The following is a 19,009-nucleotide window of genomic DNA, read 5'->3' on the forward strand; positions in this document are numbered from 1 at the left end:
TTGCTACTCAATCGGATCATCAGTTGGTGGATGTCGGTTGATGGCTATATCTGCAATCCGAATGCTAATCAGGCGATCGCGGTTACAGTCTAAAGCTTTTACGGTGGCGCGTCCTGTTGGTGTAGTGCCTAATAATTGCAGTTTATCGTTAGACCAGACAAAATGATCTTGCCAGCGATCGCTACGGGGATTAAATAGAGGAATTTCTATTCCTGTTTCAGGATCGATCGCAGTACTTTTTGTGTACTTCTGGCGATTGCAATGAAAGCAAGCAAGGGCAAGATTATCGAGATTATCTGTACCGCCTTGAGATTTGGGAAGGACATGATCGATAGTGAATTGAACGAATTGCCATTTTTCTACGGCATGACAATATTCGCACAGTCCGTTTGCGCGATCGCGAACTTGGACTTTGGTGGTTTCGGTTATGTTACGCGCCATGTTGGATTTCTGGCTGAGTTTTGGTGATGTTTTCGAGTAGGAAGTTATTGCGAATCATCCGATTTACAAAACTGAGATAGTCATCGATCGCGGCAAAGTCGTCTAGTTCTTGTTCTTCTGTTTCATTGAGTGAGGTTTCTTCGCGTTTGTCGAGTAGATTCTCGATACGTTCTTGAATGTTTTGTGATGCACGAAAGATCATTACTCCGTCTTGTAGTGTTATAGCGATCGCGCCATCAAGGGGAAGATTTTTGGGTAATGTGGTAAGTGGGGCAATTGTTGAAGTATTCATTTTATTTCTCCTGTCTTACATTTCAGATAGCCAAGCATTAATTTTAGAGACGAGTTCTTCGGTGGTTTGTCCTCCTGTGAATAGGCATATTTGGATTGGTGTTAGGCTTTGGCAGAGTTGCCCGATCGCCTCATTAGCACTTTTGCCATAAAGGGCGATCGCAAGAATTATTTAAATCCGTATTTTTGCTCTCTCTTTCTAAACGCTTCTTTTCCACCTTCGAGAACATCACATATTCTCTCTCTAATTTTTGGGCTTTCAAGAGAACCACTAAAATATGACAAATTTTCAGATTTGTTGTCTGCCACAATCACTTGCTCTGCATCGGCATTTACTACTAAGTTCGCATTATGTGTAGCGATGATGATTTGGCGATACTTTTTGATTGTTGTAAAGATAGGAACAAGACGCTTCATTATGAAATCATTATCAAGATCGTCTTCTGGCTGATCAATAATAATTGGATCGAAGAAGGATTCAGTCGCAAGTTTTAAGCAAAGATAAAGAGTTCCTCGCTGACCAATAGACAACTCTTCTGGACTTTTGTCATCATACTTAATTCTGGCAAGAACCTTGAGATATTTTTGCCTTTCTGATTCAGAGAAAAGAAGAGTTAAAAGCCTATCGATTCCATCTTGATTAAAGTAATCATCCTGTTCTAAAAAATCGTCTAACGTGGATGGGCTTTGAGCGTTAAACCAAATAACAGGTTGATTACTGATGAGAAGCTTATAGGCTTCATAGCTATTTACTGGAATCATGCTTTTAATTCTATCTAGAGGAGAAGAATCTTGTCTAGCTCTAAATTTTGTAAGATTCAAACAAGATTTTACGTGTTCATAGAACTTAGACTCATCAAAATATATCTCTCCGTGAATACTAATTGGTTGAAGAAGGTCTTTAATTAATTTTTTTTGCTGATCGACCCATTCTGACCTACCTTCTGACTTTTCAACCCACTTATCTTTAACGTGGGTAACTAACTTGTTAAATCTTATATCTAGCTGATTAACAAATGTATTTCTTCTCTCGCTGAGAGATTGCAGTTCACCACATTTTGTATCAATTTGGTGTATAGTTTCTTTCTCTTTCTCTATTTCAGAACGGTACTCTTCAACCTTTTGAAGTAAAGTAATTGGATCTCCCTCAATTTTTTCTTGCTCTAAACTCTCCTGAACTCGAATATTACTAAGTTTTAAATTAGCAGTCATTTCAGTTAGAGATGATACAGCCTCTTGAATAGATGAGACTTGCGAAGAAAAATCAACAATTGGAATGGAAAACCCAGTAAATTCATCGTTAACAGATCGAATTTCACTATTAATTTCGATTGCAAGGCTATCTAGTTTTGTCTTAAGGCGAGTCAGTCGGTTAGTGTGTTTTTCGTTGGCTTTAGTTGAAGAGATATTATTTGCATAACTCTCAATCAACTGTCTATTACTCTCTGTAGTTATGGTTGAAATAAGTTGAGTACGACGGTCGATAATTGCTTGGCTATCATCTCTAGGATGTTTATATAGCCAAGCTTTACATTCCTTAATCTGACGTAGTATATCGTCAATATCTTCTTCTTTGCCCAAAAGACTTTCTCCAACCAAAGAAATTCCTAACATATTCAAAATTGCATCGCTAAGGAATTCTGGATCTTTGACGATATCTTGAACTTCTCTTTGATGAACATGCAAATAAATTATTTCGGATTCACCACCAATCTGAAACTCTTCAGTTTCACCAGTATTTTTAGCATAGGTTACTGAAAAGCCCCCCTGCATAGAAATTTCGTCGGTTCTATCTTTGCTTTTCTTCTTGTTGAAGGTTTTCGCAATGGCATCCAGCAAAAGACTCTTCCCTGTCCCCCTACCACCGATAATGGCTATTAATCCTGAATTAAGTTCTAGCTTAGTGTCAGTAAAGCTAATCTTTTTGTTGAGTAATTTCGGGAAAATTTGTGCAGATTGGATTTTAATCTGCGAAAAATATGGTTTTGGAAATTCAGAAATAGGATTATTTTTTCCGATACGAACCCTCTCATATGGGTCATATATGGTATACCGTAGTCCTTCAAAAGTTGGATCAGCTTTTATCCATGTAATTTTGTCGCTTGGGTATTCACCATATTTAGAAACTTTATGAGCATCACTTCCAGACACAACAGGTTTTGGTTTACCGCCAAGTGCTCTTAAAAAGATATCGATAAAATGAGCATTCTGGGTATTTCTTTCTCCTAAAAACAGAGATATATGTTCGTCATTTCTCGCTTCAAACATATCTGCTAATTGCATAAAAAAATTGGCATCACTTGAATGCTTCTTCCAGTCAAGTTTCGCAAACCCATCAGATGTGTCATGAGGTAAGATAATTAAGCATAAATCTTCTGAAAGGCATTTTTGAGCTTCTTGCAGACAGCTTTGAGTGACCTTTGCCGTCTTACTACCAAGTTTCAAAAGTTTAACTTCATCGCAAAGATCCTCTTCACAAAATCCTTGTTCAGCAGCTTTACTAGAGTCTAAACTCTTTGCAAATTCGATCAGAGCCTCATCTGATAAGGAACGCTCTCTTTCTCCTATGCGTAACATGAGTTTAGATTTGAAATCAGATAACTGTTGAGGTGATAAATTATTTGATAAAAGGGCGTGTATATTCATCCTAAAAGACACTGGCGCTTCGATTCTTAATTCCATTCCAGGCAAAATAGTTTTATTGCATTTTACATCTGGATTCTGTTCTAGAAATTGTTTTAACTCAAGATAACCATCAAAAGACCAGTAATCCATGATTCCAAAAACTTCGACATCGGATTCATTGATTCTCTTTACGAGATTCGTTAATTCTGCATTTTTTTCCTCGTCTGTCATTTCACGGAAACGTTTACCCCCTTCCCAGTGAAATGATGCAGGAGTGTGAATATGCAGATCCCACTTTCTCCATTCCGATCCTTTTGAAAATCCCATCTTTATTTTTATTCTTAATAATTTAGATTGCTGATTAAACTTGAATTCGAGTTAGGTTTTAAACAAATAAAACAGATGCTTAAGCTCTGTTATGAAAATTCTTAACTTGTTTTTTCGTCTTAAATATCCTCTTAAATTTTAGCTTACTCAGACGATCAGGAGCTAATTTTTAAAAGGGTTTGTAGATTTTGTTTTTTATATCTTGCAAATCTCACTTAACTGATACAGTCAACTGTAATCCAAAACTATCCAACCAAGCCGCCAATTCATATACTGCTTGACTCTTATCACCTGCGCCAAAATCTTTCACCCATTGCCGATCGCCTTCACCACCCAAAGCCGCCACAACATGACCTAAACATAGAGGCAACAGCTCAGAATCAGGCTTTTCCTCTTCTAAAACAGCAGACACATAAGCTGCCGCTTCTTCAGGATCTTTGAGAGATTCAATTAAAAACTCTTCGTGAGTTTTAACCTGTACCTTTACGCTTTGCATAGTTTTTCCTGTAGATGTAGTTATTTAGTAATATCGCGATCACGATCCCCGACTTTTTTTTGCTATTACAGAACAATTTTGCCAGTCACAAAAAAAGTCGGGGATCTGCGCCTTCATACTTCCAGCTTAATTTTCGACACAGTAACGTGATATGAAGGATAATTGGATTTTATAACGTTTACAAATTCATGTCTGTTCGAGTTCGCATTGCACCAAGCCCCACGGGTAACCTACATATCGGCACAGCCCGTACCGCCGTATTTAACTGGCTGTATGCCCGTCATAACAAAGGGACATTTATCCTGAGAGTCGAAGACACCGATCGCGAACGCTCTAAGGACGAATACACCCAAAATATCTTAGAAGGCTTGGCTTGGCTAGGGATCAATTTTGATGAGGGGCCATTTTTTCAAACACAACGCAGCGATCGCTATATTGCCACCGTACAGAAGCTCCTAGCCGAGAAAAAAGCATACTTTTGCTACTGCACAGAATCTGAGCTAGAGACAATGCGGGAAACGCAAAAAGCCAACAAACAAGCACCCCGCTACGACAATCGCCATCGCAACCTTACCGACGAGCAACGCCAAGCCTTTGCCGCCGAAGGTCGTCGCGCCGTAGTTCGCTTCATCATCGAAGAACCACGTACAGTTGCATGGAATGACCTAGTTCGCGGCACTGTCTCATGGAGCAGCAGCGACCTCGGCGGTGACATGGTAATCGCCCGCGTCGATGAACAGGGCAATATTGGCTTACCTCTGTATAACTTTGCCGTAGTTGTCGATGACATCGATATGGAGATCACCCAAGTCATTCGCGGGGAAGATCATATTGCCAACACCGCCAAGCAAATTTTGATTTATGAAGCCCTAGGCGCAACACCACCTCAGTTCGGACATACGCCACTAATTCTCAATCAACAAGGCGCAAAAATTTCTAAACGTGATGGCGCAACTTCCGTTTGGGAATTTCGGAACATGGGTTATATTCCCGAAGCCTTTAATAACTACATGGCGCTGTTGGGATGGTCGCCTAGCGATGGCAAGGAATTATTCACTTTGCAAGAAGCCACGGAAATCTTTAGCTTCGATCGCGTTAATAAAGCAGGAGCAAAGTTTGATTGGGACAAACTAAATTGGATTAATAGCCAATATTTGCACTCATTGCCGACAGAGGATGTTTGCGATCGCATCACGCCATTCCTCAAGGAAGCTGGTTATGATTTGGAATCAGTTGATCGTCAATGGTTGCTCGATCTCACCAAACTAATTGCACCAAGTTTAACGCTGCTGACCGATGCCGCAACAATCAGCAAGTTCTTCTTCACTGAGTTTGAAGACTATACCGATGAGGCAAAAGCAACTCTCCAAGGCGATGCGATCGCGGGTATTATCACAGCACTAATCGAAGCACTAAAAGAAACTTCAGAACTAGATGCTGATAGTGCAGGAGAAGTTATTAAAACAGTCATGAAGTCTCAAGGTGTCAAGAAAGGAGTCGTGATGAAATCCTTACGAGCAGCGCTCACAGGCGATTTACATGGCCCCGAAATCTTGCCGACCTTTGTCTTACTCCATCGCAAAGGTTTAGCATTGTCGCGTTTGCAACGCGCCTTAACGGCATAACTGAATATAGCAATCCTAAATGGTTTGTGTAAGAGCGCTCCTTTCGGGAGCGCTCTTACACAAACAGAAAATCTACCAATGATTTAGGATTGCTATCTGATTGACTGACAGATCTCTGTAGTGGCAGGTTTAGTAGATCCGTGATTGGCTTACAGCAAAGCTTTTAGCAAAACCTGCCCCTACGGTTAAATGCGGATTTCAACAGTTTTGTCAGTCAATCAGGGATTGCTATATATCTATACAGGTATATCTTCCCATTTTCGGATGTTGTTACCCCTATTTAGACCTTCAATCAAAAACATGATGTCTGTGTAGGTGTTTGTTTGCTTCATGGCATCAAGGTAAATGATCCGCTTTGCAACTTGGGGCAATCGAAAGCACCAATACAGACTCATTAAAGGATTAATCCAAAGCTTGCTTCCTTTCGTTCTGGTAGAGGTGTGATAATCCCCATAGTGACCCATTAGGGCTGAAATTATAGAACTATTGACAATGCTAATATGTTCTGTCATTGCTTGAAAAACATACTCACTTGCCTCTTTATACTGTATTACTTCATCCATCTCCTGAAGTAAGGAAAATGCCCCTAAAAATCCACCACTCCCAATTAATTCTGCAATACCTTCAAGTACGTGAGCATGGCAGACACCATGATAGCGATCGATACCAAATCCCAAACAAACCAATAATTTTCGTTCAATAGCAAGTTCATCCACTGCGGCGATACTTGCGACATCTTCGTGCGGTGTACCTAGACCTATTTCATCTCCGCGCATTAAACTGTCCGTGCCTCCGTCCACTAGAATAATCGTATCTATCGATAACTCTTCAACCAAAGCTTGGTAACTAGCTAGAAGGGGCTTAAAACCAGTGTTCTCAAAACAATAAATGGGAGTTTCTTGCCCTTGTTGGCGAAACCAAGCTGCTAGATGTTGTTCGGGAAAGTAATTGCGAGGACGAGGAGTATCTGCTGTCACTTTAAGCAGGGATGGTGATAATCTTGGTTGATCATTTGGGAGAGAAGAAAATGACAAATTTGCAAGATAGACTGTTTTGCCTAATGCTTTTAAACTGAAGTAGAGTGGCAGTCCACAAAAAATGTCAAATCCACCTCCTGCTCCACTTAAGAGAATGGTCTTCGCCTGTTCCAGTTCTGTAAAAAGTGGCAAATTGAATAAATTCACAATAAATTTGGGGTGAGGGCTTTATGAACTCCCATGTAATACGAGTTATGAACTAGAAAGAGGCAAAATTAGACGACTGAGAATGCGATTGTCTTCTAGTTGATAGAGAGAGAGTTCTCCTCCAGCCTCCATCATAAGAGTCTGGCAGATTGCAAGATGCAATCCAGGGGGCTGATCTAATAGCGATGGAGATAGAGGATCGATCGCTCTGCCTTGATGTAACTCCTGTAATAAAGATGCATCAACCACACCATAATCGGTGATTGATAGCTCTAGAAGCTTTTCATCTATTTGACGACACCAAAGATCAATTCTGCCGCCAACATCCGATCGCCCACAGGCAAATAGCAGCAACTCGTTTAAGATCATCTCCATCTTAGCGATGTCACCACCAACCACCACATTGGCTTGGTTATGTACCTGCGACCATATTTGGCGTTGCTTTATGAGCGTATCTACTCTTTCTAAAGCCCGTTTGAGCATACCTGCTAAAGGAGCAGTCTCATAGTTGGGACGTAAGCGCCATTGCTCTTTGCGGATAATCTGTGGGAGTGGAGATAGAGAACCCTGTAATTGTTTAAGAGAACTTTGTAAGGTAATGTTGTTGATGCCTCCAGTTCCATTAGCACGAGCATCAGCATCCAACAAACGCTGGACACCCGAACTAACCGTACGATAGATATCTTCCAAACGACGATGCTTGTACCAATTAAGGCGTTCCAGTTCTTGACGATTGTGTTTGAGATGATCGACTAGTAATAGGTGGCGACGAGACCAAGATAGTTGATTTGCCAACATATTAAATGCCTGTAACTGGCGATCAACCCAACGCCGTCCTACGCGATCGGCAACCAAAATCATTCCAGTTGGCTGGTGATCGGGAGTTGTGCGTAATGCAGTTACTAATAAATGTCCAAGAGCAGGCGCATTTAGCCAAGCCTTAGTCTGTTCTGGTAAGTCATGAATACTTAGAGGCAGAATTCCTTCACTTTGAATCGCCCACTGTGCCAGCGGATCTTCTTCGATCGCAAGTAGGGTTTCGCTAATCGTGAGCTGATACTCATCACGACTAGCAAACACTGAAGCTATTTGTCCGCCTTGCCGACCTGGTAGCCATACTACTAATACGGCAAGAGGGGATTGCGTAACCTGCGCCATTAATTGCGTCGCCGTATGATGCAACTTCTCAAGAGCATTGCATTGTTGGAGTGCGACTAAACCAAACTGAACAGCTTGATGAGACTTTTGGCGTTCATCGGATAAGCGCTGCAACTCATTTTGGTGAACGATTAATCCAATTTGCTGAGCAACAGCTTGCACCATTTCTCTTTCTGGGCGCGACCATGTACGTGGGGCTTCATGGGCAACTGCGAGAATACCTTCGAGAGCCTTCCCAACCGAAGTACTACTGACGATCATCGATCGCACATCAAGATCAATTAATGAATTTCGCCATGACAGAAATTTAAAATCGCTGTCGAGATTCTCTACAGTTGCAGCATCTACAGACTGCTCCATCATCTGCACATCAACAGGAGCTAGACCTGGCAAAAGATTAGGAAGGGGGCGACGATTTTTGGGATGGTACTGAAAATCGATCCGAAACATGTCATTGTCTTTGTCATAGGTTGCCACCCAAAAACGTTCTAGTCCTAGTCGCTGGCATAACTGTTCCGCAGCTTGATCGAGGGCGCTTTGCCAATCGTTGTCTGAATATATAGCTCTGGCAATTCCTGCGGTAAGAATTTGATCAGAAGCAATGCGATCAAGAGTTACTTCCATTTCTTCCAAAGGCGCAGTAATGGCGGCAAGTTGCGCAGCACCACGGACAAAATTTCGCTCGTCATCAGTCCAGAGCCGAGGCTCATCTCCTTCTACTGACAAAAAGCCTAACAGTTCTGATTGGAAAAATATGGGCGCAATAATTATAGAAACTGCTCCAAATTGTTCCATAACTCGATTGCTAACCTCGCCCTTGGTCATGGACTTAGCATCAACTACCACCACCACCTGATCTTTAGATAGAGCCTGATACAAACTAGGGGCATTTTGGACTGTGACTCCAGCCGTATTGTCAACTGCTTGCTTGATTTTGGGGCCTGGCTGACGATTGGCAATCCGCCGCCAAAAATATTGATGTTCGCGTTCAAACCAATAAATATTGGTGTGATCTGGCATAACAAAATTATGGGTTTCCTGAACAATCTCTTCAAGCCGTTCAGTTAGTGCTGGCACATTCCGAATTTTTGAGAGGATTTGCAGTAGGGGTTCATCAGGACGCTTGGTATTGTGATGATGCCAATCGTCATCAAGACGGCTTAGGGTCGAGCCAAGCGCACCAAGCACAACAGAGAGTCTGGCTCTTTCTTCATTGCGTGGGGTGACATTCCACAGACTGGAGCCTAAGATGACCACTCCAAAACTGCGATCGCGATGATAGATCGGCCAAAACAAAGTGCCTTGGATATCAAATTTTTGGGCTAATTTTTGCCATTCACCACTACGTTTCTCTTGACGTAGATCAGCGATCGGCACAGGCTTACGTTGCAAAATCACCTGATCGAGCAAATCGCCTGCATTGAGATTAAACCGCTCTTTTAAAAATTTAATTTCACCAGCAGGCGTTGTACCACCTTTACCTGTAAGTCGATGGTTTTCTGCGTCATAAAGTCCAATCCAGAGCAGCTTGTACTCAAAATTGTCTCGAAGATAATCGAGAGTTGCCATCAATAGGTTGTCAATACTATCTTCATCACGCAAGAACTGCATGATTCGCCCAAGGTTAACAAATTGGCGATCCCATGGGTTAGCTCCTGCTTGACTCATATTTTTGCCCTGACGTATTTAGACTTAGGAATGGCTAGAGCGATGTAACTTAATAAAATGAAATTTTTTGAAAATTTAAGGATATAAAAAGTATTACAACACAATCGTACAATCTTTAGCTTAGAAAGTCAGCAACACATCATACTTTTATTGATTGTATTAACTTTTATAGCATTTACTCTCTTAGGAACAAGAATTGGCAGTTCGGCGCAAATTACCAACTCTTGGTTTATTAATTTCCTATGAGCCATTCTAGCGATCGCTCACCAATTTGCAGTGGAATGCTGACAGCTTTACCGAGACGGGGGCGTTCTTTGGTAATTTCGATAAATTTTTGAACTTGATCAACTACAGCCCAATCGCTGAGATATGAGGCAATCACATCAAGATGTTGAATAAATTCTGTCTCACTCATCGAAAAAGACTGTTGCTCTTGATAGCGCCACATTACCTGCAAGAAAATTTTGCCTTGGGTTTTGCGTAATTGTACGTCATAGGAGTAGTCCCATTTATTGGCGATCGCCTGACGAAGTTCTGCGCCTGTCATAGTTTCTACATTTTTTGCTTAACATATCTTACTTTAAACAGCTATTTGTGAAGTGTTTCACCAGCAATTCTCCTTATGATACCAAAACACAAAATGGCTACGCCATTTTGTGTTTCCAAAACCCTTACGGGGTTTGGTTTTTAATCCACGAAAGTGTTGCCACACTTTTGTGAATTGGTATGAAACCTATTTTTATAATGAGAATTACTGGTGTTGCACTAGCGAATAATGTAGATGAGGGAGTAAAGCGCCCTCATCTACATCATGGCTTTTCCAAGATGACCTTGAGTATTTTGCAACAATTGCTCGGCGGTGGCGACATCTACGCCCTTCCAATGCATTAGCAAAGCTAATTTTACTCGTTTGCCCGATCGCTCTAGTAATTTTGCAGCCTCCTCACGACTGAGTGAGGTGAGATCACGAATAATCCGAATAGCCCGATCTTCGAGCTTGCTATTGGTGACAGAGACATCAATCATCCGATTGCCATAGACCTTGCCTAGCTGCACCATTACCCCTGTCGAAACCGTATTTAAAACTAATTTTGTCGCTGTCCCTGCTTTAAGTCTGGTAGATCCCGCCAAGATCTCTGCCCCAACTAGCGGACGAATCTCAATATCGTACTGAATCGGAAATTGGTCAGGCGGTACACAGCAAAAAAAGATCGTTTTTGCACCACGTTTGTGGGCTTCCTTGAGCGCTCCATGAACATAGGGTGTGGTTCCGCCTGCGGTAATGCCAAAAACAACATCGCGATCGCTAATATTTCTTTCCGCGATCGCTGCTGCACCATCATCTTCGCGATCTTCAAGGGCTTCAGAGCTGCGTACCATTGCGTTCATCCCACCCGCCAAGATGCCTTGAATCAACTCAGGATCACTGCAAAAGGTGGGTGGACATTCGGCAGCATCAAGGACACCAAGTCGTCCACTTGTGCCAGCACCAACATAAAACAATCTGCCGCTATTAGCGATCGCTTCAGCAATGCAGGTAATCGCTGCCGCGATCGCTTCCTTTTCTTGTCCGACTGCGGCAACAGCCTTGGCATCTTCTTGATTAAAAAGTTCGACAATTTCTAAGGCACTGAGCCGATCCAGATTTTGACTATGGGGATTTGCTTGCTCGGTTAACAAATAACCGCGATCGCCACTCTTTAAAACATTATTCACTGGCCAAACTCAATCCTTGCTTTTTCGACAATTTCTGCGGTGATCGTATCACTACCTGCGGCTTGAGCTAGTTGCTCGATTTTCAGGCGAGCCTGCGCTCGCACAAAGTAGGGAATATTTTTGTACTTGATTTTTGCTTCTGCTGTCCAAGTTAAGCTTTCAAAATAATCTGGATTTTGCATGATCTTTTCGATAATTAGCGATCGCTAGTATGCCATTCCCTTCGTTTTCATCAAAATTTACTTCGCGTAGATTTACAATCCTGTTATAAAACAGAAAATACAGCGCTTTGCGCTGTATTTTCTGTATTTATAACCAGTTACCAATCAAGGTGAATGAAGACCAAAAGAAAGGATGCTTCAGATCAACGCCTCTGGTATCAATGAGAAAGGGAATATTTGGGAATCCTTTCACCCCAATAATCTGATTATTCTTAATTGTTACTTCACCGCGCAAAAATGCTAACTGAGCCTCTTGCAAAGCGATCGCTTTACTCGGTGCGGTGGGTAAGCCACGATAAAAACGAATCATCAAGGGAGCCGTGCCTGCATCGCTGACTGTCCATAGAGAAGCCAAAACGCTTTTAGCACCAGAATCTACTGCCAAACCTGCTAAGCCGAGATTTTGACCAACGGCAGTTTCACAAGCACTGAGAGTTAAGAGATCGGTGACGAGATTCATTTTGGAGATTTGATTCATTTGCAAGCGATCGCCCCAAAATTGAATGAAAGATTCCTGTGGTGAATTTTTGACAAATTTGGCATGGGTCGCTAGATGGATAATCCCAAAATTTTGACTACTGATTTGCGATCGCAGATTATCCTTGGTAAAGGCACTATTCATAAAGGTTTTGCCAACTAGTACCTGTGATGATATCGTCTCAACCTCTACTTTCGTTGCTGGCAATGGTGACCAGCCTTCGACAGATTCAGACAGTCCCATAGCTAAGATTTGCGGAGTCAGAGCGCGATCGGGATGATTTGGTTCCGTTAACTGCCATGATGGAATCGTCACAACCGCATATTTCTCGACGAGATAACGCTTGCCATCATGAAAGGCGGCGGGCGGCACTACGCGCAAATTACCATTCATCACGAATACCAGTGTTTTGACCTGTGCCTTTTCTAGCTCAGGTTCCATCGGGCGCACCACCCAGTCATAAAGCTGCTGTGACTGCGGTAAAAAGTCATTGGAACTGGTATCACGTAAATTATTGCGAAAGTCAATGATCACGCGATCGACTTCTTCCGTGGTGACATTGTACGCAACCTTCCGAAAGGGAGTGCCGTTGCTTTGATTGGTTTGAGCGATCGGTATACCAACTTTTTCTTGTAACGACTTTGCCCCAATTCGAGTGCGTGAGAATATTCCCGCAGGTCGGTTGGGACTAGATGGCGGTACGCCAATTAGTTCTAAACCACCTTTAGAAGTAGTGACATAAATCAGGGCGGTCGGACTTCCTGTCAGTTGTGAGATGCGCTGCACCTCTGAGGCATAGCAGTCATCACTGTCAGGCTTTAGCGATCGCATCCGTTTGAGTAAATAAGCCTCTAATTCGGCGCTATATCCTTTTTCGAGAGCATTACATGCTTGAGGCAATTGGTTCTGAGCAGCATATTGCCTCGCTAAGAGAAAATACAAGCGACCAATTTGTCCACGAATTTCAGCGATGTCAGGGGACAAATCAACTTGCTGTTGGTCGTTATTGCCAGAGCGACTTAAGGAATTGATCAGATTTAAAAGTATTAACGGATTAAAGCTGCCGCTAGAAGGATTTCGGGAAGGGGAATCAGGAAATTGCGATGGGGAATTAGATTGCGATCGCGCAGGTTTGGGCAAACTTAGCGACATCATCGCAAACATTAAGGAAAGAAACCATAACAGAAAATATCGCATACGAGTTTGCTCCCAAACTTCCTTAAGATCTATTTTAAAGTCATTTTGATGCCACCCGCAGGGGCAAGAGTCACACCTCGGCGTTGTGGCTTAACTGGTTTGCGATCGCTTAACTCCAAATCATAATTTAAGAGAATTGTTGCCAAAACGATCTTCATTTCAAATTGGGCTAATGCCTCACCCACACAGCGCCTTACACCACCGCCAAAGGGCATAAACTCATAGGGAGAAAATTGGCGATCGAGAAACCGCTCTGGTTTAAATTGTTCGGCATCAGGATACAATTCTTCACGATGATGTAAGAGATAGATGCAACCAATCACAATTGTATTTGACTCCAGTTTGTGTCCCAATAGTTCCACAGGTTCTACAACAACTCTAGGAAAAGTCAGCATCGCCACAGGATGAATCCGCAAAGTTTCATTACAAACTGCGGTCAGGTATGGCAATCGAAAAATGCTCATCCAATCCATTGGATCGGTTACGTTTTTTAACTCTTTTAGTAGTTTCTCTTTAACATCTGGCAAACTATGAATCCAATACAAAGCCCAAGACATTGCTGTTGCTGTAGTTTCATGCCCCGCCAGTAACAAGGCTAGAAGTTCATCATGGACTTCAGCATCCGTCATTCCATTCCCATCTTCATGACTTGCAGATAATAGCATTGTGAGAATATCAGTACGACTTGGTTCAGGGTTAGCATGACGTTCTGCTATTTCTGCATAGATTAATTGATCAATTTGTTGTTTCTGACGGACAAAATTTCCCCAAGGACTCCAAGCACCTAGATCTTTTTGTAGAGAAGGAAAAAATAGGGCTGCTGAGGTAAATGGGGAATTGAATAGTTCCGTCATTTGACTCATTAGCCTTTTAAGTTGCTGACAGCGATCGCCTTCATACAAACCAAATACTGCTTGCAAGATAATTTGCAGCGAAATATCCTGCATGGCATTGCGGACGAGAAAGCTGCTATTTATAGTTTTATTGGCATATAAGTTGTTGAATACTTTGGTAGTTACTTCAAAAATCAACTGCCCATAATTTTGCATTCGTGAGCCATGAAAAGCAGGCATTACCAGCTGTCGCCGTTTTTTGTGAAGATCGCCATCTAGCATCATCACCGATGCGTCGCCCAATATAGGCTTTAAAATTCCATTCAATTCCCCAGGAGCGCTAAATTGTTTGCGATCGTTGGTTAGCATCTGCTGAATGGCTTGAGGTTCGTTCAGGAATACGATCGCGTTGCCAAAGCCAATAATCTGAGAGGTAAAAATATCTGGATATTTTCTCGCCGCTGTCTCCATATAACCCACAGGATCGGCAACCCATTGAATTTGTTGAAATAATGAGATGGTATCGATTTGGTTAATAGCTGTGAGCATATTTACTCTATGTGATTTGAGTTTTTTCTATTTTATATCAAGCATCAAAATAGAGTTGCAGCGCAAAGCATTTCGTAGGGTGCGTTACGCTGACGCTAACACACCCTACAGAAGATCTGTCTTAAAAAAGACAAAGCGATCGCAATGCGATCGCTTTGCCTTTTTGGTTTCAAGGTACTTAATAAACGGAGATAACTCTATGTCCAATGTTTTCTAAAAGATATTGAGCCTGACTGGCGGAATGTTCGGTAACAATTGCTGCCACCAAAAATTTACCCTTTTTAACTGCATATTCAAATTGCGAAACGTCATGAATATCAATTCCTAAACCTGTTAAAACTGCTTGTAAACTATCATCCGCAGCAATATATTCCCAGTTCATTGAATTTTCATGTTCTTGATAATTCTTAGTAATAACGACAATCTGAGAAGAGTGTAAGCCTTGACGTTGTAGTTCCGATATGGCTTTTCTCGCTTCTAGCCTCGAAGGGAATGTATCTACCACAGTAAATATTTTTTTTGATGATGAGGCATTGCCATTTTCTGCATCCATCTCTGGCGCGATCGCATAATTGTTTGGCAACCTTGCACTAGTTTCTGTGTGGACATCCTCCATTCCCAGATTACTCGCATGATCAGAATTAATAGTTTTGTACTGAGTTCGCATCATCATCAATTCTCTCCCTAAATATTTAGAATTGGAATATAGAAATTCTGATTCATTAGGACTTACGCATTAACCACAATTCGTAGGGGCAATTCATGAATTGCCCCTACGAATTGTGGTTAATGCACCGCCTTTACTGCATGGTATGTCCAGCTTTTTCTAGGACATGCTGTACTTGAGTAGCTTCGCGATCGTTGCCAATCTCGATCACCAAGAACTGACCATTGTCAACAGCTTCTACGAATTTTGAAATTGACTGCTTGCTGATTCCTAATTTGGTTAAAACCGCAGCCAATCCACCTTCCGCAGTAATGGTTTTCCAATTTATTGAGCTTTTAGGGTCTTGATAGGTTTTAGCCACGATCGACATATTCGTAACTCGCAGACCTTTTTGCTCCATTGACAACACAGCATTTTGAGCTTCTTCTTCAGAACCAAAGATATCAACTACAGTGACTCTATTGATTAATTCGGATAGAGAGTTGCCATCTTCTTCATACATTTCTGGCTCGATCGCATAGTTATTGAGTAAGCCTTCAGTATCGACTGTTTGACCATGAGCCTGATTAATTTCGTCAGGCATAGTTTTTTGCTCAGTTGATATAGTCATAGAGTATCTCCTAAAGATTTCTATAAACTACTTTGTCAAAGCAATGATTGACTTGATGTTTGAGATCAAGAAATTGAATGACTTCATTGCAAAACTTATGAAAGTAATGGAGAAAGATATACCCATAGGGTATATCTTTCTCCATTACTTCCATTCGCGGATTTCTAGTTCTTTTTGTGGCAACAATAAACTTGCTTCTATTTCTTCACGAATGCCCGTTGTGACTTCGCAATCACTATTGAGGCAATCGAGTAGTAACTGATTAGCGTCGTAATAGCTTTGTAATACCATATGCTGATTAGGATTAAAGTCCCATTGATTACCAATGTCGCGATGGGTGGCGATCGACTCATGCAACTGCTTTACCCAAGCCGCATAGTTGTTTTTACACCATTTCTCAAAACTGGTTTTACTGTGATCGCCATTGGGTAATTTATCACTAAGTTGTTGTAGCGATTTATGGAATCCTAAATCTACCACCATCCCTAAAATATTGCTCAGGGCATCGCTACAGGCATGGACACAGGCAAAGTCCTTGCTCTTGTTTAACACACATTCATGTAATAAGTCATCTAAAGCCGCATCTAATAATGCACCTTTATCTAAGGTACAGGCTAGAACGAAATCAGTCACTAGATGCGGTGTACGGGACAAAGCCAAATAAAAAGCGCGTTCTGTAGCAGGTTTAGATTCAGGGGGATTACTTTCTGCTTTTTTGTTTGCCCAAGTCAAAAACTCTTGCAGATAAGGATCTTTAGAGACAAGGGCATCAATTTGTTGCTTCATTAACTCCACTAATCCGTCAGCACTGCGGAGCATACTTGCGGTCAGCAAAAAGATTTCTCGCCAATAGGGATCGGTAATATGGTTTACAAGTCCCTGCAAAGAGTCGCCTAATGATTGGAGATTATGACTAGCGACGATCTTTCGTGCCGTGAAATATTCTTGTAACGCCAAATAGGAGAATGAGAAGATCCCGCGTGCCCGTTCGGCTAGAAGCCCATGTTGAGATTCGATCGCCCTAAGTATTGACGCACTTGCTTGTTGAATCTCTTCAGGATCGGTACTTGCATCAGGGAGAGCTTGCATATAGTCACTGATATGTTGCTCAATCACACCTTCTTCAAAAAAGTACTGACCTTTCTCAAAGGTGGCTGAGGCGATTTGACTCAATAGCTTCAGCTTCTGCGGCAGCAAAAATCCTTGATATACTTGATCCCTTTCAATGCCTCTTGCTTCATCCCATTTCCCTAGTAGCAGATCCATACCTTGCTTATAAAATTCCGCTTGCTTCAGAGGAAACTTATCTTGGCGTTGAAATATGGAGCAGGCTAAATGCAAAAATAGTGGCGTGGTAACCAGTCGGCGAAATCGCCAATTTTCTGGTAATTCCAACTTTTCCATAAACTCTGATGCAGTCACCAGACCCTTTGATTCATTCGTTCTGCTAAATTCGACGAACCATTTCTGAGCAAAAGCAACTATTTGGGTTTCGGTAAATGGAGAAATCTCTACGTCAGTGAATCCATTGAGTGATAGCCTCTGAGCCGCCGTGCGACAAGCTACAACAAACTGATTTCGATGATATTTGTCGCAAAATCGACGAACCTCATTTAAAATAATATGCTCATCTTCATGGCAGACTTCATCCATGCCATCAATTAAGAGTAAAACTCGACCACTTTGCAGGAGTTTCTTAATGATCGCTGGTTGGGAGATATCGGAGGTGAGAAACTCTTGATGGATATATTCTAATAAATCTGCATGATGACTATCTTGACAACTTTCGGCAAAATCCCGCAATACAATAAAGATAGGGATTTTATCCGAACCAAACTGATTGCTGTTACATTGCATTGCTAAATGTTTGAGAAATGTAGACTTGCCAGATCCAGGTCGGCCTAGTACGCGCAGTTTGTTAAACTTTTCTACTGCTTGCATACCAGAAATCTGGCTTTCTGAGATTTCACCTAATCCGAAGCGATCGATATCTTCTGGCTTGAGGCTATTGATTTCAGAGACTTCTAACCATTGCTGACTAGAGATTTGCTCTAAAATATTTACGTCAATATAGATATGATCGATGGAAACAGGACGATTAATATCTAATAGTTGCAAGATGCCGCATTGATGGTTGATCTTATCCATTCGTTGCGATCGCACCATCTGTACCAAAGCATCTATTCCTAAGTTTGCTATATCATCAATAGTTTTATTGCTGTCAGTGCGATCAATATAGTCTAATGGAGGGTTAAGAGCAATATCTCGCCAATCCAAATCTAATCTTGTACAAAGCTCAAAAAATGTATAACGTTCGATCGCTTGTCCCGCAAAAAAACGCCAAATTGGTTGTCTCGTTTTAATTCCTACTTCGTTAGCTAGATACTCCTGTGTCCATCCTTTAGCGATAAATTGCTGTTTAGCTTTTTTGGCTCCAGATGACGATGTTTGTAGTGATCGCTTTGCCATAGGTCGTTAAGCTCCAATACTTTTTTAATGCTTTCGTTATCCAAATCGCAATTAAAAAGTCAGACATACGATTGAAATGTATGTATAACTTAATCACATCCAAACAATACGTCTTCAAAGCACGAATAAGTATTTAGTTAACTATCTATTTATGTTTTGTATCAATAGGTAGCATTTGTGAATTTTGCCTAACAACGTTTGACCGTAAACCTTTTAGGCGCAAAGGGATTGTCAATCATCCCTTTCAGTTAAGGCTGAAACATTAATTAAATATAAACAGTATAGTAATTAAGCCCCTTGGATCTAGACAATACAGCGATCGCCCATGCAATTTTGAGCTATCTGTTGATTTTCTTGGTCAGATTTATTTTCTATAATATTAGGATAGGAATCCTAAATAGTTTGTGAGAGTGTGCGGCTTATGGCACACTCCCACAAACCATTTAATACCAAA

At 41.5% G+C, this 19,009-nt stretch carries 15 protein-coding genes; 1 reads left to right on the top strand and 14 read right to left on the bottom strand.

The window, feature by feature from the left end; all coding sequences use genetic code 11:
- Nucleotides 1-3 precede the first annotated feature (3 nt).
- From CQ839_RS12640 to CQ839_RS12655, 4 genes are all read right to left on the bottom strand, one after another.
- Nucleotides 4-441, bottom strand: a complete 438-nt coding sequence (locus CQ839_RS12640) for an HNH endonuclease (RefSeq protein WP_103668636.1) — start codon at nucleotides 439-441, stop codon at nucleotides 4-6.
- Nucleotides 431-733 carry a hypothetical protein gene (locus CQ839_RS12645; protein ID WP_103668637.1) on the bottom strand — a complete coding sequence of 101 codons (303 nt, stop codon included), beginning with the start codon at nucleotides 731-733 and terminating at the stop codon, nucleotides 431-433. Before CQ839_RS12645 ends, CQ839_RS12640 begins: the two co-directional genes overlap by 11 nt.
- A 167-nt stretch (nucleotides 734-900) precedes the next feature.
- The gene (locus CQ839_RS12650) at nucleotides 901-3,684 is read right to left on the bottom strand and encodes a TrlF family AAA-like ATPase (RefSeq protein ID WP_103668638.1); all 2,784 of its coding nucleotides are present in this window, start codon (nucleotides 3,682-3,684) and stop codon (nucleotides 901-903) included.
- A gap of 211 nt (nucleotides 3,685-3,895) precedes the next feature.
- Nucleotides 3,896-4,180: a DNA-binding protein gene (locus CQ839_RS12655; protein WP_103668639.1), complete on the bottom strand. Its 285-nt coding sequence runs from the start codon at nucleotides 4,178-4,180 to the stop codon at nucleotides 3,896-3,898.
- A gap of 188 nt (nucleotides 4,181-4,368) precedes the next feature.
- Between CQ839_RS12655 and gltX the strand changes: the two genes are divergently transcribed.
- Nucleotides 4,369-5,805, top strand: a complete 1,437-nt coding sequence (gene gltX / locus CQ839_RS12660) for a glutamate--tRNA ligase (protein ID WP_103668640.1) — start codon at nucleotides 4,369-4,371, stop codon at nucleotides 5,803-5,805.
- Between the two features lie 236 nt (nucleotides 5,806-6,041).
- Here the strand turns inward: gltX and CQ839_RS12665 are convergent, their stop codons facing one another.
- The 10 genes from CQ839_RS12665 to CQ839_RS12710 all read right to left on the bottom strand — a co-directional run bounded on the left by CQ839_RS12665 (nucleotide 6,042) and on the right by CQ839_RS12710 (nucleotide 18,555).
- Entirely contained in the window at nucleotides 6,042-6,989 is a 948-nt protein-coding gene (locus CQ839_RS12665; RefSeq protein WP_103668641.1) for a DUF1152 domain-containing protein, read from the bottom strand.
- A gap of 45 nt (nucleotides 6,990-7,034) precedes the next feature.
- The gene (locus tag CQ839_RS12670; protein WP_103668642.1) at nucleotides 7,035-9,815 is read right to left on the bottom strand and encodes a GAF domain-containing protein; all 2,781 of its coding nucleotides are present in this window, start codon (nucleotides 9,813-9,815) and stop codon (nucleotides 7,035-7,037) included.
- 232 nt (nucleotides 9,816-10,047) lie between these two features.
- On the bottom strand, nucleotides 10,048-10,362 hold the full coding sequence (locus CQ839_RS12675; RefSeq protein ID WP_103668643.1) for a DUF3067 family protein: 315 nt from the start codon (nucleotides 10,360-10,362) through the stop codon (nucleotides 10,048-10,050).
- A gap of 257 nt (nucleotides 10,363-10,619) precedes the next feature.
- Nucleotides 10,620-11,531 (bottom strand): N-acetylmuramic acid 6-phosphate etherase, encoded by a 912-nt coding sequence (gene murQ / locus CQ839_RS12680; RefSeq protein WP_103668644.1) that lies wholly within the window; start codon nucleotides 11,529-11,531, stop codon nucleotides 10,620-10,622.
- Nucleotides 11,528-11,713 carry a PCP reductase family protein gene (locus CQ839_RS12685; protein WP_103668645.1) on the bottom strand — a complete coding sequence of 62 codons (186 nt, stop codon included), beginning with the start codon at nucleotides 11,711-11,713 and terminating at the stop codon, nucleotides 11,528-11,530. The genes murQ and CQ839_RS12685 overlap by 4 nt, the downstream gene beginning before the upstream one ends.
- 127 nt (nucleotides 11,714-11,840) lie before the next feature.
- Nucleotides 11,841-13,427: a CHAT domain-containing protein gene (locus CQ839_RS12690; RefSeq protein WP_103668646.1), complete on the bottom strand. Its 1,587-nt coding sequence runs from the start codon at nucleotides 13,425-13,427 to the stop codon at nucleotides 11,841-11,843.
- Between the two features lie 29 nt (nucleotides 13,428-13,456).
- Nucleotides 13,457-14,809, bottom strand: coding sequence for a cytochrome P450 (locus CQ839_RS12695; protein WP_103668647.1), 1,353 nt, complete (start codon nucleotides 14,807-14,809; stop codon nucleotides 13,457-13,459).
- A gap of 178 nt (nucleotides 14,810-14,987) precedes the next feature.
- Nucleotides 14,988-15,482 carry a hypothetical protein gene (locus CQ839_RS12700; protein WP_103668648.1) on the bottom strand — a complete coding sequence of 165 codons (495 nt, stop codon included), beginning with the start codon at nucleotides 15,480-15,482 and terminating at the stop codon, nucleotides 14,988-14,990.
- A gap of 127 nt (nucleotides 15,483-15,609) precedes the next feature.
- A complete protein-coding gene (locus CQ839_RS12705) occupies nucleotides 15,610-16,086 on the bottom strand; it encodes a hypothetical protein (RefSeq protein ID WP_103668649.1) in 477 nt (158 codons plus the stop codon).
- Between the two features lie 144 nt (nucleotides 16,087-16,230).
- Nucleotides 16,231-18,555 (bottom strand): NACHT domain-containing NTPase, encoded by a 2,325-nt coding sequence (locus CQ839_RS12710; protein WP_103668650.1) that lies wholly within the window; start codon nucleotides 18,553-18,555, stop codon nucleotides 16,231-16,233.
- Nucleotides 18,556-19,009: the final 454 nt, after the last annotated feature.

This window comes from Pseudanabaena sp. BC1403 (assembly GCF_002914585.1).
Taxonomy (GTDB): Bacteria; Cyanobacteriota; Cyanobacteriia; order Pseudanabaenales; family Pseudanabaenaceae; genus Pseudanabaena.